The organism is Amycolatopsis sp. lyj-84 (assembly GCF_046549075.1).
In the GTDB taxonomy this organism is placed as follows: Bacteria; Actinomycetota; Actinomycetes; order Mycobacteriales; family Pseudonocardiaceae; genus Amycolatopsis.
In genome coordinates, this window is the sequence record NZ_JAJPWO010000002.1 from 150649 (window position 1) to 164946 (window position 14298).

13 protein-coding genes are annotated in these 14298 nt (G+C 70.5%); 6 read left to right on the top strand and 7 right to left on the bottom strand.

The genetic code is table 11. The features are described from left to right. Nucleotides 1-63: 63 nt before the first annotated feature. Nucleotides 64-1272: a nitric oxide synthase oxygenase gene (locus tag ACLJRM_RS06050; RefSeq protein ID WP_410662518.1), complete on the bottom strand. Its 1209-nt coding sequence runs from the start codon at nucleotides 1270-1272 to the stop codon at nucleotides 64-66. 388 nt (nucleotides 1273-1660) lie between these two features. Here ACLJRM_RS06050 and ACLJRM_RS06055 point away from each other — a divergent pair, with 388 nt between their 5' ends. Together ACLJRM_RS06055 and ACLJRM_RS06060 are read left to right on the top strand one after the other, a co-directional pair. Then, the gene (locus ACLJRM_RS06055) at nucleotides 1661-2677 is read left to right on the top strand and encodes a CobW family GTP-binding protein (protein WP_101606929.1); all 1017 of its coding nucleotides are present in this window, start codon (nucleotides 1661-1663) and stop codon (nucleotides 2675-2677) included. 119 nt (nucleotides 2678-2796) lie between these two features. Then, nucleotides 2797-3063 carry a hypothetical protein gene (locus ACLJRM_RS06060; RefSeq protein WP_101613101.1) on the top strand — a complete coding sequence of 89 codons (267 nt, stop codon included), beginning with the start codon at nucleotides 2797-2799 and terminating at the stop codon, nucleotides 3061-3063. Nucleotides 3064-3077: 14 nt separating this feature from the next. Here ACLJRM_RS06060 and ligD read toward each other — a convergent pair whose 3' ends face one another. From ligD to ACLJRM_RS06075, 3 genes are read right to left on the bottom strand one after another with little or no spacing between them, the layout of a single operon-like run. After that, the gene (gene ligD, locus ACLJRM_RS06065) at nucleotides 3078-4085 is read right to left on the bottom strand and encodes a non-homologous end-joining DNA ligase (protein ID WP_101606928.1); all 1008 of its coding nucleotides are present in this window, start codon (nucleotides 4083-4085) and stop codon (nucleotides 3078-3080) included. Continuing rightward, the gene (locus ACLJRM_RS06070) at nucleotides 4082-5161 is read right to left on the bottom strand and encodes an ATP-dependent DNA ligase (protein WP_199193089.1); all 1080 of its coding nucleotides are present in this window, start codon (nucleotides 5159-5161) and stop codon (nucleotides 4082-4084) included. The genes ligD and ACLJRM_RS06070 overlap by 4 nt, the downstream gene beginning before the upstream one ends. 39 nt (nucleotides 5162-5200) lie before the next feature. Further along, nucleotides 5201-6352: a DUF1015 family protein gene (locus tag ACLJRM_RS06075; RefSeq protein ID WP_101613099.1), complete on the bottom strand. Its 1152-nt coding sequence runs from the start codon at nucleotides 6350-6352 to the stop codon at nucleotides 5201-5203. 111 nt (nucleotides 6353-6463) lie between these two features. Here ACLJRM_RS06075 and ACLJRM_RS06080 point away from each other — a divergent pair, with 111 nt between their 5' ends. After that, nucleotides 6464-7984: an MDR family MFS transporter gene (locus ACLJRM_RS06080; protein ID WP_410662519.1), complete on the top strand. Its 1521-nt coding sequence runs from the start codon at nucleotides 6464-6466 to the stop codon at nucleotides 7982-7984. 78 nt (nucleotides 7985-8062) lie between these two features. Here ACLJRM_RS06080 and ACLJRM_RS06085 read toward each other — a convergent pair whose 3' ends face one another. Then, on the bottom strand, nucleotides 8063-8953 hold the full coding sequence (locus tag ACLJRM_RS06085; RefSeq protein WP_410662520.1) for a TIGR03854 family LLM class F420-dependent oxidoreductase: 891 nt from the start codon (nucleotides 8951-8953) through the stop codon (nucleotides 8063-8065). A 159-nt stretch (nucleotides 8954-9112) separates the two neighbouring features. Here ACLJRM_RS06085 and ACLJRM_RS06090 point away from each other — a divergent pair, with 159 nt between their 5' ends. Then, nucleotides 9113-9859, top strand: coding sequence for a thioesterase II family protein (locus ACLJRM_RS06090; RefSeq protein WP_410662521.1), 747 nt, complete (start codon nucleotides 9113-9115; stop codon nucleotides 9857-9859). Here the strand turns inward: ACLJRM_RS06090 and ACLJRM_RS06095 are convergent. Beyond that, entirely contained in the window at nucleotides 9849-12575 is a 2727-nt protein-coding gene (locus ACLJRM_RS06095) for an ATP-binding protein (protein ID WP_410662522.1), read from the bottom strand. The genes ACLJRM_RS06090 and ACLJRM_RS06095 overlap by 11 nt on opposite strands. 112 nt (nucleotides 12576-12687) lie before the next feature. Here ACLJRM_RS06095 and ACLJRM_RS06100 point away from each other — a divergent pair, with 112 nt between their 5' ends. Both ACLJRM_RS06100 and ACLJRM_RS06105 read left to right on the top strand, forming a co-directional pair. Continuing rightward, nucleotides 12688-13284 carry a hypothetical protein gene (locus tag ACLJRM_RS06100; protein WP_410662523.1) on the top strand — a complete coding sequence of 199 codons (597 nt, stop codon included), beginning with the start codon at nucleotides 12688-12690 and terminating at the stop codon, nucleotides 13282-13284. Continuing rightward, nucleotides 13281-13793, top strand: coding sequence for a YceI family protein (locus tag ACLJRM_RS06105; protein ID WP_410662524.1), 513 nt, complete (start codon nucleotides 13281-13283; stop codon nucleotides 13791-13793). Before ACLJRM_RS06100 ends, ACLJRM_RS06105 begins: the two co-directional genes overlap by 4 nt. On the opposite strand, the gene ACLJRM_RS06110 is transcribed toward ACLJRM_RS06105, so the two are convergent. Then, nucleotides 13794-14225, bottom strand: a complete 432-nt coding sequence (locus tag ACLJRM_RS06110; RefSeq protein WP_101606922.1) for a DUF6292 family protein — start codon at nucleotides 14223-14225, stop codon at nucleotides 13794-13796. It lies immediately after the preceding gene. Nucleotides 14226-14298: the final 73 nt, after the last annotated feature.

Below are 14298 nucleotides of genomic sequence, written 5' to 3' on the forward strand. Positions count from 1 at the left end.
CCCGTGCCACCGTCCGGCACATCGACACGCCGCATTCGGCTCACCTCTTCACCCGTCGGGGCGTTACCCGGGAGGCAGGAAGGCCGGCCTCGCGGCCGGGTCGGGTTCGTCGTAATAGCGGTGGAACACCGCGGTCTGCCCGCCGGACAGCGGCGGGACGATCCAGCTCCACTCAGCCTGACAACGGCGGCCCGCGTGTTCTTCCTTGGCGATATGCGTGAGGAACCGCCGCGATTCGGAGTGATGGTCGGCGACGGTCACGCCCGCTGCGTCGAAGGAGTGCTGGACGGCCAGCGTCAGTTCGACCAGCGTGCGGTCACGCCACAGGGTGCGCTCCGACGCCGTCGACAGGCCCATCAGGTCCGCGATCACCGGCAGCAGGTCGTAGCGGTCGGTGTCGGCCAGGTTGCGCGCGCCGACCTCGGTGGCGAGGTACCAGCCGTTGAACGGGGCCGCGGGGTAGGTGATCCCGCCGATGACCAGCCGCATGTTGCTGATCGCCGGTACCGCGTGCCAGCGCAGCCCGAGCCCGGCGAACCAGCGGTGGTCGGGATGCGACAGCGGGACCTCCAGGACGGCGTCCGACGGCAGCCGGAACAGGCGCCGCTCCCCCGGCTCGGACTCGATGAGCAGCGGGAGGACGTCGAACGAGCCTTTGCGCTCGGGCGGGCGCCACCCGTGCTCCCGGACGGTCTCGGTGAAGTCGGCGTGGCGCGGATCGCCCAGCACCGAGCCGTCGCTGAGCCGATAACCCGCGTAGCGGATGAGCTGGTCGTTGTGGATCTTCGGCCCGGGACCGGCGGGGCCGTCCGGCGCGAACACGGTGATGGTCGAACGGATCCGGCCGCCCCGGGTCGCCTCGCGCAAATGGGTGACGCACTCGTCGGCGATGGCGGCGGCGCCCGCGGCGTCACGGCGGTCCCGCACCTTCAATCCCTGCCAGTAGAGCCTGCCGATACAGCGCGCGGAGTTCCGCCAGGCCACCCGGGCGCCGAACTCCAGTTCGTCGGTGGTGTGCCGGTACGTGCCGGTCTCGTCGATCTCGGCGCGGACCCCGTCCCATCGTTCGCGCAGCCGCATCTCCCCGGCCTCCGTCTCGGCGTGGAAGAGCCGGAGGAAGTCCTCCGCCTCGGCCAGGTCCACGCTCCGTCCCCGCGGACTCACTTCCGGAGGCAAGCGGGGGATATCCGTCACCCGCATGGAGGCCGTCGATACTTCGGCCTCCCACTCTCCGAATTCGACGCCGGCACCGGCGGCGGGAACGATCACCATTTCCTCCTGCACTCGGAAATGCCCGGAGGATCACGTCTGAGCGGCGAGACGGCCGGGTCCGGACCAGACGAAAGACGATACCCCACAGAAAGACGAGTCCGATCCACCAAATGGCAGAGACTCCACCCAGGATGACATTTACGCAGGTAGAAAGCTTGATGACGACAACATTTGGAATTGAGTGCGACTTCGCGGGATATTCACGGAATGGGATCCGGAGAAATGATCACACGCCACAAGATCACCTTACGATCGTTCTATCAGAAGATATTCTTCACTCTTTCGAGCGTATTCTTTCACGAGGTCTTCTCCTCTTTCCTGGTGCCGGTGTAGTGACCCGTGCCCGCCGTCGCTAGAGTGCGGTGATCTCCGGCGGAAAGGAAGGCTCGTGGTGGACAGGCGGATTCCGGTCATCCTGGTCGCGGGCTTCCTCGGCTCCGGGAAGACCACCCTGCTCAACCACCTGCTGGCGAACCGCCAGGGCGCGCGGATCGGTGTCGTGGTCAACGACTTCGGGAGCATCGCGGTCGACGCGATGGCCGTCTCCGGCCAGGTCGACACCATGATGTCGTTCGGGAACGGCTGCCTCTGCTGCGCCGTCGACGCGAGCGGTCTCGACGCCATGCTCGCCAAGCTGTCCGAGGCCGAGGCGGGCATCGACGTCATCGTGATCGAAGCCAGCGGCCTCGCCGAACCGCGTGACCTCATCCGCCTGATGATCGCCAGCGAGAACCCCGCCATCGCCTACGGCGGTCTGGTCGAACTCGTCGACGCGGCCGAGTTCGAGGCGACCAGGAAGCGGCACCCGGAACTGGACGAGCACCTCGGGTTCGCCGACCTCGTCGTGCTCAACAAGACCGACCGCGCCGATGAGGATGCCCTGGCCAAGCTGCGCGGCACGATCGACGAGATCGCGCCCGGCACCCCGGTGATCGCGACCTCCCACGGCCGGATCGACCCCGCCCTCTTCTTCGACGCCCGGCCGCGCGACCGGGCCGGGCAGATGTCGTTCGACGACCTCCGCGAGGAGGAGCACGACCACGAGCACCATTTCCACACCGCGTACGACAGCGTCGCCTTCACCGCCGAGCGCCCGCTGGACCCGCGACGGCTGATGGACTTCCTCGAACAGCGCCCCGGCGGCCTCTACCGGATCAAGGGCTTCCTCGACTTCGGCCCGAACGGCCCGCGGTCCCGGTTCGGGCTGCACACGGTGGGCTCGTTCATCCAGCTGGAACGGTCGGCGTGGCCGTCCGGCGGCCCGCGGCGGAGCGAACTGGTGCTGATCGGCTCCGGAATCGACACCGAGGCCGTCACCGCGCGTCTTGAGGAATGCGTCTCGGAGGGTTCCGACGTCGTGGACGAGCGAGGCATGCTGCGCGTCTTGCGTTTCATTCAGGACTGACAAGACCGACAAGACTGACACGCCGAAGGCCGAAATACCGGGAATCGCGGCGCGTCTGCTTGACACTGTTTTCCGGAAGGAATCTCGAGCTGGACCACCTGTATCGGGAGGACAGTTCCATGACGAACACCGCCGGACGCTGGTACCTGGTCGGCGCGCTGCCGGAGGATTCTCCCGCCGCGCACCTGATGACCCGCTCCGAAGACCTTCGCTACCGGCGTTCCGCCTGCGGGGACAAGGAATCCCGGATGTGGACGCCGGTGGATCTCACCACCACCGACGTCGCGCCGTGCCCGAGGTGCGCCGCGACGCTGCCGGGCCACCGCTCCACCCGCAAGGCCGAGCCGGCCGCGAACACGCAACTCGCCTTCGACCTACCGCTCTGACCGCGTTTCGTCCTCTAGTTGCTCTCTTTCTTGGCCCTGCTGGGCGCGACCCGGGGCGGCTCGTTCGGCATCTTCGGGTAGACCGGCGGCCAAGGCGCGTCCATGAGCCCGTTCTCCATGTCCTTTTCGGACATCTCCAGCAGCGGCGCGATCGACTGCGGTTTCGTTTCCGCCCAAGGGTCCCCGCGTTCGGCGAACCGAGCGGGAACGGTGGACAGCGTGAGCTTGTCCGGCTCGACGGTCTCCAGTTCGTCCCAGCCGATCGGCGTCGAAACCTGCCCGCCGACCCGCGGCCGCACGCACCACGCGCCGAACACCGTCTTGTGCGGCGCGTTCTGGTTGAAGTCGACGAACACCCGGGAGCCGCGCTCTTCCTTCCACCACTGCGCCGTCATCTCCTCCGGATGGCGGCGCTCGAGTTCGCGAGCGAGCGCGACGGCGGCCGCGCGGACCTGGTAGGCGTCCCACTTCGGCTCCAGCGGCACGTAAAGATGCAGGCCGCGCGAGCCCGACGTCTTCAGCTGCGCGGTGATGCCGAGTTCCTCCAGCAGCCTCTTCGTCAGGACTGCGCCGTGCCTCAGCTCGGGGAACCCGATCCCGGGCGACGGATCGAGGTCGACGCGCAGCTGGTCGCTGATGTCCGGCGCGTCGGCCCGGTTCGGCCAGACGTGGAATCCGAGGCAGCCCTGGTTCACCGCCCAGATGACGTGCGCGAGGTCTTTCGCCACGAGCGCGTCCGACGTGGTGCCGTTCGGAGTGGACACCACCGTCGTGGTCAGCCAGTCCGGCGCGTTCTTCGGGACCCGCTTCTGGAACCAGGACTTCCCGCCCGCGCCGTCGGGATAGCGCTCCAGCAGCAAGGGCCGTCCACCGAGCTGTGCCAGCAGCGGCACCGAAACCGCGCGGTAGTACTCGACGAGGTCCAATTTGGTCTCGCCGTTCTCCGGGAAGTAGACCTTGCCGGGATTGGAGACCGTGAACTCGACGCCTTCGAGGTCCAGCGTGACCGGTTCCGACTTCATGTTTCCCCCAGCTCGGTGAACAACGTGGCCAGCTCGGCGGGCGGGACCTCTTCGAGTTGCGCGTACGTGCAGGAGGCCGGTTCGCGGTCGGGGCGGAACCGCACGAGCCTGCCGCCGTGGCGGAACCGCGTGCCCTCGACGTGCTCGTAGCGGACCTCGGCGACCCATTCGACGCGGAGCGGCTCCCAGCTCAGATCCTTTTGCGGCGCCCACCGGCTGCCCGCGCCGGGCATGCGGCCGCCCGCCTCCTCGTGGGCCTCGGCCCACTCGCGCCAGGGGTGGTTCTCCAACGCGTTCTCCCGCAGTGGCGCGAGTTCGTCCACCAGTTCACGACGCCTCGCGGCAGTGAAGCTGCTCGCGACGCCCACATGGTGCAGGACGCCTTCGTCGTTGTAGAGCCCGAGCAGCAGCGAACCGACGCCCACACCGTCCTTGTGCCACCGGAACCCGACGACGACGCAGTCCGCGGTCCGCTGATGCTTGACCTTCCACATCACCCGCTTGTCCTGTTCGTACGGTGCGTCGGCGGGTTTGGCCATCACCCCGTCGAAACCCGCGCCTTCGAAGCGGGTGAACCAGTCCTGGGCGACGTCGGGATCCTCGGACAGCGGGGTGAGGTGCACCCGGGCGAACTTCGTGTCGACGACGCTTTCGAGCAGCTTCCGCCGCTCCCCGAACGGCTCCGGCGTCAGATCCCGGTCTTCGAGGGCGAGCAGGTCGAACACCACGAAACTCGTCGGTGTCTCCTCGGCCAGTTTGTTCACCCGGGACGCCGCCGGGTGCAGGCGAAGCTGGAGCGCCTCGAAGTCGAGCCCGCCCTCGGTGACCAGCACGATCTCGCCGTCGACGACGCAGCGCTCGGGCAGGGCCTCCTTGAGCAGGCCGACCAGTTCGGGGAAGTACCTCGTCAGTGGCCTGTCGTTGCGCGAGCCCAGCACGACCTCGTCACCGTCGCGGAAGACCACGCAGCGGAAGCCGTCCCACTTCGGCTCGTACAGCAGGCCCGGCGTGCGCGGCAATTCGTGCACGGCCTTGGCCAGCATCGGCTTCACGGGCGGCATCACGGGCAGTTCCACGAGGTGATCCTAGGCCGGGCCACCGACAAAAGCGCGACGTCAGAGCTCCGCCAGCAACAATCCGCTGCGTGGTTTCGGCGTGAAATAGGTGGCCTTCCTCGGCATCCGCGACCCGGCCGCGTGCACGGCGAGCACCTCCGCGTACGGGACCGGGGCCAGCAGCAACACCGCGTCCGCGTCTTCGGGCACCGGGGCGCCCGGCAGCAGCGGCCGCAGGTTCGGCCCTTCCGGATCGACGCCGAGCGCCCCGCGGAGCAACTCCTGCTCGACCAGGGCGTGGTCGAGGCCCGCCTTGCCGAGCACGACCCGGAATGCCGACGCTCCCGCCAGCACGGTCACCTCACCGGCCTCGGCGGGCGGCTCCGGACTGCCGGGGTGCACGTCGAACCCCGCCTCGGTCCATCGCCGGACCAGCGTGCCCGCGTCGAGACCGGTGCCGGTGAGCGCCCGGTGGATGGGCCCGATCCGCAGTCCCGGTCCCCCGGTGACCAGCGCCAGCAGCGCGCCGCGCCCCGACTCCGCGGCGGCCGCGACGCGGTGGTTGCCGTCCGCGACCAGGAGATCCATCTCGTCCAGGGCCGCCAGCAGCTCGGACTGGCCGTCGCCGGGACCGGTGAGCCACAGCTGGTGTTTGCGGCCCACGCCGTCCACTGTGGACAGCGTGGGCACCTGCCCCCGGCAGGTCCGTTCGATCAGCGCGGTCAGCTCGCGGCCACCGGTCGCGGGCACCAGCATGGCGGCGCTCGTGGCGACCCCGAGTCCGGCGAGCATCGCGGCACGCTCCGCGACGACATCCGGATAGACGTCCTCGGTGTGCCGGACCCGCGTCACCCCGTCGTCCCGGACCGCGGCGGGGTCGACCAGGCACAGCACGCCCAGCGCGACCCCGTCCGGCCCGTCGATGCGGTACGGCGCGACGACGGCGGTGACCGGACGGTAGTGCCGTTCGCGGATACGCTCGAACGTCGCTCTGGCCTGCGGCAGCGCAGCCTCGATCGAGAGGCCGCCCGCCAGCGCGGCCGGGGTTCTGGCCGGATGCTGGACCGCCAGCAGGGTGTCACCTCGCGCCTCCGCGAGTGCGGCGACGACCCGGTCCGGGTCGGCGAACTCGTCGACGTCGGGCCCCGGGACGGTGTCGCGGACAACCCAGCCACGGTCGATCGGGCGGATCCAAGTGCTCATCCGACCCATTTTGCGGGAAACCTCACGGAACAAATCGATCCCATGACCGGGTGTCTCCATGGAATGCTTACCCATGCGAAGCAGTTGACGACCTTCATGAGCCCGAGGAGACCGCCACAGATGACCACCCCGGCCCCGGTCACCGCGAAGGAAGGGGTCGGTTTCCGCTCCGCACGCGGCCCCGTCCTGATCGCCGTGATGCTGTGCTCCGGCCTGATCGCCCTGGACTCGACCATCATCGCGACGGCGGTCCCGTCGGTGGTCGCGGACCTGGGCGGGTTCTCGCAGTTCCCGTGGCTGTTCTCGATCTACCTGCTGACCCAGGCGGTCACCGTGCCGCTGTACGGCAAGTTCGCCGACGTGCTCGGCAGGCGGCCGGTGATGTTCTTCGGGATCGCGGCGTTCCTGCTGGGCTCGGTGCTCTGCGGCGCGGCCTGGAGCATGCCGGTGCTGATCGCCGCCCGCGCGGTGCAGGGCATCGGCGCGGGCGCCATCCAGCCGATCGCGCTGACCATGGTCGGCGACATGTACACCGTCGAGGAACGCGCCAGGGTGCAGGGCTATCTCGCCAGCGTATGGGCCATCTCGTCGGTGATCGGCCCGACACTGGGCGGCGTGTTCGCCGAGTACCTCGACTGGCGCTGGATCTTCTTCATCAACCTGCCACTCGGCGCGCTGGCGGCGTGGATGCTGCACCGGAACTTCCGCGAGCGCGTCGAACGCCGCTCGCACCGCATCGACTACCTCGGCGCCACGCTGCTCACCCTCGGCTGCTCGCTGCTGATCCTCGGCCTGCTGGAAGGCGGGGTGGCCTGGGGATGGGCGTCCGCACCGAGCCTGGGGATCTTCGCCGCCTCTGTGGTGCTGCTGGTGTCGTTCGTGTTCGTGGAACGCAAGGCCGAAGAACCCGTCCTGCCGCTGTGGATCTTCACCAAACGGACGCTGATCGGCGGGAACCTGGTCGCCGTCGTCGTCGGCATGCTGCTGATGGGCCTCACCTCGTACCTGCCGACCTTCTCGCAGGGTGTGCTCGGCACCGGCGCGCTCGTCGCCGGATTCGCGCTGGCGGCGCTGACCGTCGGCTGGCCGATCTCGGCGTCGCTGGCGGGCCGGGTCTACATGCGGATCGGGTTCCGGGACACCGCGCTGATCGGCAGCGGGATCGTCATCGCGGGCGCGGCGCTCACGGTGTTCCTGGCGGCGGGTTCGTCGATCTGGCTGGCGGCCGCGGCCGCGTTCGTCCTCGGGATCGGGCTGGGCCTGGCGTCGAGCCCGACACTGATCGCCGTGCAGTCCACCATCGGCTGGGAACGCCGCGGCGTCGTCACCGCGACCAACATGTTCAGCCGCTCGCTGGGCAGCGCCGTCGGCGTGGCGATGTTCGGCGCGATCGCGAACGCCACCCTCGCGAACCGCTTCGCGAACCCGCCCGCCGGGGTCGTCGGCCTGCCGTCCGGCGTCGACGCGACCAGCGTCGTCCTGGAGGGCCATGGCCCGGACACCCCGACGACGACGTTCGTGCGCGGCGCCCTCGCGGACGCCACGCACCACGTCTTCCTGGCGATGCTGGTGGTCGCCGTGCTCAGCGTCGGCGCGCTGCTGCTGATGCCGCGGCGGACCGAAGAGCTGAAGTTCGACTGAAGTACGTGAAGGCCCCCTTCCTTGCGCTAGGCGCAAGGAAGGGGGCCTTCACGTACTTGGGCAGTGCCTTGCCCCCGGCTAGTTCTGCATCGGGACGGCGTGCTCGACGAAGCTCTCCACGAACCGCTCGATCGGCTCCGGTCCGGCCGGGTAGAGCACGAACTTGCTCAGCCCGGCGTCGATGTACTCGGCGATCAGGTCGCGGGCGGCGCTCCAGCTGCCCGCGATCAGCCGCGACGGATCCGCGTCGGACCGTGCCGCGACCGAGGCCGCGAGCGCGTCCGGGATCCCGTTTTCGGCGACGATGAGACTGATCCCGAAGTGGTCGGCCTCGACCTCCCGGTCCGCCTCGGCGGCGGCCTCCTGGATCGCCTCGCGGCCCGCGCGCGCCTCCTCCGGCGTGAGGAAACTTGCCAGCCAGCCGTCCGCGAGCCTGCCGATCCGCCGCAGCGCGCCGGGTGCCTTCCCGCCGAGCCAGAGGTCGAGCCGTTTCAGCGGGCGCATGCCGAGCCCCACGCCCTCGACCCGGAAGAATTCGCCCTCGAAGGTCACCTCTTCCTGTTCCAGCAGCGCCTTGATCAGGAGCAACGACTCGTCGAACACCGCGGCGCGGCGGCCGGGCGGCACCGGGAACAGCGGCAGTTCCGCGTCGCGCGCGGGCTTCAGGCCGAAGACCGGGAGGACTCTTTTCGGTGCGAGCGCGGCGAGGGAGGCGAGTTGTTTGGCGACCAGCACCGGGTCGCGGCCGGGCAGCACCATCACGCCCGTGCCGACCTTCAGTTTCGAGGTGCGGGCGAGCGCGTGCGTCAGCCCGACGACCGGGTCGATCCTGGGCGAGTACACCGCCTCGGGCAGCCAGAGCGAATCGATGCCCGCCCGCTCCAGCAGGTCGACAGCGGCACCGAACTCCTCGGGCGCCGTCCCGGTCCCCAATCCCGCGCCGACCCTGATCTTCAGGTCCTCCGCCACACTCGCTCCCTTCCGCGGGCCCTGGATGCGGGCCGGTGTCCAGTGTTCCCACCCGGCCCCGGCGTGAACAACCCCGCACAAGCATGGACTCGCCCCGCGAATCCCCCGTACATTCCAGTGTTGTGCGGGCCGTTCCCGCACGGATTGGGGGATTTTTCGATGGCAGGGCAGGCTCTACGCGGCTGGACGCGATGCTTCCACCCGGCACCGGCGGCCGAGACGCGGCTCGTCGTCTTCCCGCACGCCGGTGGCTCGGCGAGCGCGTACCGCCCGCTTTCGGCGGCCCTCTCCCCCACCCTCGAGGTGCACACCGCCCAGTACCCGGGACGGCAGGACCGCATGGGCGAGCCGGTCATCGACGATCTGCACGCCCTCTCCGAGCAGCTGGTGGACGTCGTCGCCGCGCTCCCGAAGCCCTTCGCCCTCTTCGGCCACAGCATGGGCGCCATCGTCGCGTTCGAGGTCGCCCGGCTGCTCGAAGCGCGCGGCCTGGTTCCGGCGGCGCTGTTCGTCTCGGCCCGCCGCGGACCGGACCTGCACAAGGAAAAAATGCACCATCTCGCCGACGACGCCACGTTCCTGGCCGAGGTCAGCCGTCTCGGCGGCACGGCCGCGATGATCCTCGACGACCCGGACATCCGTGCCCTCGCGTTGCCCGCGCTGCGCGGCGACTACAAGGCCGTCGAGACCTACCGCTACCGGCCGGGCCCCGACGTGAGCTGCCCGATCGTGGCGCTCGCCGGCGACGCGGACCCGGTCCTGGACGTACCCGATCTCGAAAACTGGCGCGAGCACACCACCGGCACCTTCGAGACGGAGGTGTTCAAGGGCGGGCACTTCTTCCTCGACGACCATCTGGACGCCATCGTGGCCCGCGTCCTCGGCAAGCTGACCGTCAGTCCCTGACGCCTTCCCTGCTCGCCCACGCGACGACCTCGGTCCGGTTCGCCAGCCCCAGTTTCGCCAGGATGCTCCGGACGTGGCTTTCCACCGTGCGTTCGGAAAGCACGAGCTTCTCGGCGATCCGGCGGTTGCTCAGCGCGTCGGCGAGCAGAACGACGATCTCGCGTTCCCGGCCGGTGAGCGGGTCGGCGGCGCGGCGTCCGGCGCGGATCCGGTCGAGCAGTGCCGTGGCCCGCGCGAGCGGGCCCGGCATCACCAGCCGACGGAACTCGTCGAGAGCTTCGCGCGCGATCCCTTGCGCACGAACGAGATCGCCCCGGGCGACCAGGACTTCGGCGAGCAGCAGCCTCGCCGAAGCGACACCCGGCCGGGCGCCGATGCTTTCGTTGACGACGATCGTCTGCTCGTACAGCCGCACCGCCTCGTCGTGGCGGCCGAGAAGGGCGTTGAGCCGCGCGGGCTGTTCCAGCGTCGAACCGGTGCAGAAGACGCCGGCGCCGCCGGACACGATCGGCCGCACCTCTTCGAGGCGCCGCAACAGGTACTCCGCCATCTCGACGTCGCCGAAGGCCTCGACCAGCGGCACGAGGTTGGGCAGCGCGCCGGTCGTGTGCAGTGCGAACTCCGGGCTCCGCACCAAGGGCACCAGTTGCTCGTACCGGACCCTCGCCTCGTCGACGTTGCCCGTGATCAGGCTCAGCAACGGCCGTGAAACCAGTGTGACCGGCAGATGCGGGGCCCGGTCGAGCAAAGCCGCGTAGTCCCCTCGCAGATCGCGAGGATCCCCCGTGAGCAACACGAGCTGGGTACGGAACGCGTAGGACATCCCTTTCGCGGAGAAGTCGTCCGCGAGTTCGGTGTCCGCCAGTTCCTCCGCCTCGAAGTCGAGTTCGCGTGCCTCGGCCAGATCTCCCCGCAACGCCAGCACCGAACTGCGCAGCCGCAGATCGTGCCAGCGGATCAGCGGCAGCCTGGTCAGCCGCGCCAGCGTCGTCACCGCGACGAGTTCGTCGTCGACGAGCGCCATCCGCCCGTCCTCCAGCGCGGCGTCGATCCGCCATTTGTGGCCCCACAAGGAAACCAGCGGCTGCCCGGTCCGCGCGCCCAGTTCGGCCGCGAGTGCCCCGAGGCGCAGCCGCTCGGCCGGCGGCAGGGTCTCCGGGGCGACCTTCATCCGCGCGCGGACGGTGTCGACCAGCGCCTCGGGATCACCGTCCTCTTCAGCGAGCGCGAACGCCTCGTCGGCGAGTTTCCCCGCTTCGGCGAACCGGCCGTAGTCGGCTTCCACCGACGCGCTGTGCGCCAGCAGGCGGGCCCGCGTCGTCTTGTCGACCCCGGCCGCGGCGAGCGCGCGGGCGGCGAGATCGCGGATGCCCGGCAGGAGATCCGGCGCCGCGACGTCGCGGACCACCAGTGCCGCACGAGCGACCAGACCGGCATCGGCGGCACGCCGGGCGTGGTCGAGACTGCGCGCGAACCGGCCGGTCCGGTATTCGGCGACGGCGAGATCGAGCAGCAGCCCGCCACGGTCCACTTCGGACAGTCCGGCCTTCGCGCGCGCGTCCAGCGCGATCGCCAGGAATCGCGCCGCTTCGTCGAAGGCCAGCGCCCGGTTCGCTTCGGCGGCAGCGAGCGCCGCCCACTCCGCCGTCTTCTCCGGCGCGGACGCCGAGCGCAGCCAATGACCCGCGACGGTCCCGGCCAAGGCGGGATCACGCCGGGCGCGTTCCTCGAGCGCGGCCGCGGCCCGGCCGTGCAACGCTTCCCGCTCACCTTGGCCCAAATCCGCGTAGACACCGTCACGGACGACGGCGTGCGCGAACCGGCCGGAACCCAGCACCCCGGCCTGGACGGCTTGGTCGAGTCCGTCGACGACGTCTCCGAGCGGAAGACCGGACACCTCCGCCAGCACGGGGGCGTCGACGTCCTCGCCGAGGACCGCCGCGATGGCGATCAGCCGCCGCACTCCGGGCTCCAGAGCCGCCACCGCGGCGCGCACGAGGTGCCCGAGTTCCGATCTGCCCGCCGAACGCGCGATCGCGCCGAGATAGAGCGGATTCCCGCCGGAGCGGCGATGCGCCTCGCGGACGTCTCCCTCGGCGGGCGGCGATCCCGCCAGTTCGGCGAGCAGCACCCGGACGTCGGGCTCGGCCAGCGGCGGCAGTGAGATGCTGCGCGCGCCAGGACGGCGCAAGAGATCCGGCAGGGCGGCGTCCAGCGCGGGGGTGTGCCCGGTGTCCCGATGCGTCGCGATCACAGCCAGCTTCGAGCGCCGCAACTCCCCCGCGAGATGCCGCAGCAGGCGCAAGGAAGCCTCGTCGGCCCAGTGGAGGTCTTCGAGGACGACGACCAGGCCCGACGGCTCCGCGGCGGCCACCAGCGCGTCGGCCGCGGCCGCCACCAGCCGGAAGCGTGCCGCTTGGACGTCGGCGTCGCCCTCGGTCTCGGCGAACGCGGCCGTCACGGCCGAATCGACCGACGGCAGCGCCTCGACGACCCGCCGCCACGGCCACAGCGGCGGCGCGCCCGGGTCGTCGGCGCACCGCCCCCAGACGACTCCGGACGCCGAGGCCGTCGCCTCCTCGACCAGCCGGGTCTTGCCGATCCCGGGCGGCCCGGAGACGAGCACGAGCCCGCCGGAGCCCGCGGCGGCGTCGGCGAGCCTGCCGCGCAGGCTCGCCAGTTCGCCCGTACGGCCCACGAACGGTTCCCGGTTCACGGAAGGAGTATCGCTCTCCGGGCCCGATTCCGTATCGCCCTGCGTACTGGCACTGATGTCCGGGGGCCTCCGCCGGCGCAGAGTCGGGGTGTCCGACGGGAAAGGAAAGCCCATGTACGCCACCGTCCACCAGTTCCGGCGTTCGCACGCCGACGAGTCCGACGGCTGGGGCCACGCCCTCGCCGCCGAGCTGCACCCCGGCACCGGTTCGCCGGGCACCTGCACCCTCGCCCAGGTCGGCGGGACGACCGGGCTCGTCGTCGCGCTGTGGCGCGACCGCGGGTCCGCGCTCGCCGCCGCCGACCGCCGCACTCCCGGCACGTCCGATGCTCGCGTGTACGAGGTCTCCGACGTCGAAAGCGGCGCGGCCGAACCCCGGATCGCGCAGGCGACCTGGTTCGACCGCCCGCTCACCCGGGCCGAGGCCGACGCCGCCGACTTCGGCGGACGTGAACGGATCTGGCCCGCCGTCCGGAAGCTCGACGGGGTCGGCGGGTTCTACGTCCTGACCGCCGAAGACCGTTCCAGCCTCGTGCTCGGCTTCACCGACTCGATCGAGGCTTTGGAAGCCGTCCAGAAGGCGGTCATGAGCACGGAGCTGCTGCCCGGTGAGGATCCCGCGCTGCTCCCCGGCCCGGACCGGGTCGACGTCCACCGCGTGCTCCACACGTCCCTGCCCGCACACGGCCTGGTGGGTGAGCCGCGATGACCGCCGGGACGTCCTCGCGCACCGGCACCTGGACCGTGCTCGCCGAGCGGACCTCGGCCGCGTTCACCGTCCGGAACTTCGGATTCCGCGAGGTCCACGGCTCGATCCCGGTCAGTTTGGGCTCGGTGAAGGTCTCCGCGAGCGGTGTCACCGCGGTGGAAGCGGCGCTGAACCTCGACCGGATCGACACCGGGCACGCCAAACGCGACGCCGACCTGCGCAAACCCGGTCTGCTCGCGCTCGACGCACATCCTGTGCTGACTTTCGCGGCGGACCGGATCGAAGGCGGCCCCGGCGAGTGGTCGATCGAAGGCACTCTCGGCGCGCGCGGCGAGTCATGCTCGCTCACGCTGACCGCGACCGGGCCGGAAGACAACGGCGACGGCACCTGGCGGGTGCGTGCCCGGGGCGTCTTCGACCAGCAGGCGATCGGTCTCCGCGCGCCGAGGTTCCTGATCGGCCGGGAGATCGCGATCGCGCTCGACGTGGTCCTCGCCCCGCCCGGGTGATCAGGCCCAGGCGGAGAGCTCCTTGGCCAGTGCGGACGGTCCGCCGGCGGTGCGCAGCGTCGGCGGACCGGGCCAGCAGTCCTGGTGGTCGCCGGTGCGCAGGGTCTCGGCGAACCGCGCGACCAGCCGCGGCGGCGACGCGGCCGACCGTCCGCCGAGATAGGCGACGACGACGTGGTGCTCGTCGCCCGCGTGCGTCGCGACCGCGGCCGACCAGCCGTGCTCCTCGTGCCACAGCAGATCGACGTCGCGTTCGGGGAAACCCGGAAGGCGCCAGTTCAGCCTCATCCGGGCGGTGACCGGGCCGGTGAGGTCGGCCGTGCACGAATCCATCCGTATCCCCAGCGCCGATGCCACGTCCTCCAGATAGGCGTTCAGCCTGGTCATGAGATCCAGACCTGCTTCCGTGGGGGCGGGGGTCGAGGTGGTCACGGTCCCTCAGCTTCCTGTCATCTTGAGTTGGCGTGACGGGAATTACCCACCCGGGCGCGGCTTCACACCCTCA

Excerpts from the sequence above, each read along its gene's own strand:
- ACLJRM_RS06100 (WP_410662523.1), top strand. The coding sequence starts at position 12,688 with ATGTACGCCACCGTCCACCAGTTCCGGCGTTCGCACGCCGACGAGTCC.
- ACLJRM_RS06060 (WP_101613101.1), top strand. The coding sequence starts at position 2,797 with ATGACGAACACCGCCGGACGCTGGTACCTGGTCGGCGCGCTGCCGGAG.
- ACLJRM_RS06050 (WP_410662518.1), bottom strand. The coding sequence starts at position 1,272 with ATGGTGATCGTTCCCGCCGCCGGTGCCGGCGTCGAATTCGGAGAGTGG.
- ACLJRM_RS06090 (WP_410662521.1), top strand. The coding sequence starts at position 9,113 with ATGGCAGGGCAGGCTCTACGCGGCTGGACGCGATGCTTCCACCCGGCA.
- ACLJRM_RS06075 (WP_101613099.1), bottom strand. The coding sequence starts at position 6,352 with ATGGGTCGGATGAGCACTTGGATCCGCCCGATCGACCGTGGCTGGGTT.
- ligD (WP_101606928.1), bottom strand. The coding sequence starts at position 4,085 with ATGAAGTCGGAACCGGTCACGCTGGACCTCGAAGGCGTCGAGTTCACG.
- ACLJRM_RS06105 (WP_410662524.1), top strand. The coding sequence starts at position 13,281 with ATGACCGCCGGGACGTCCTCGCGCACCGGCACCTGGACCGTGCTCGCC.
- ACLJRM_RS06080 (WP_410662519.1), top strand. The coding sequence starts at position 6,464 with ATGACCACCCCGGCCCCGGTCACCGCGAAGGAAGGGGTCGGTTTCCGC.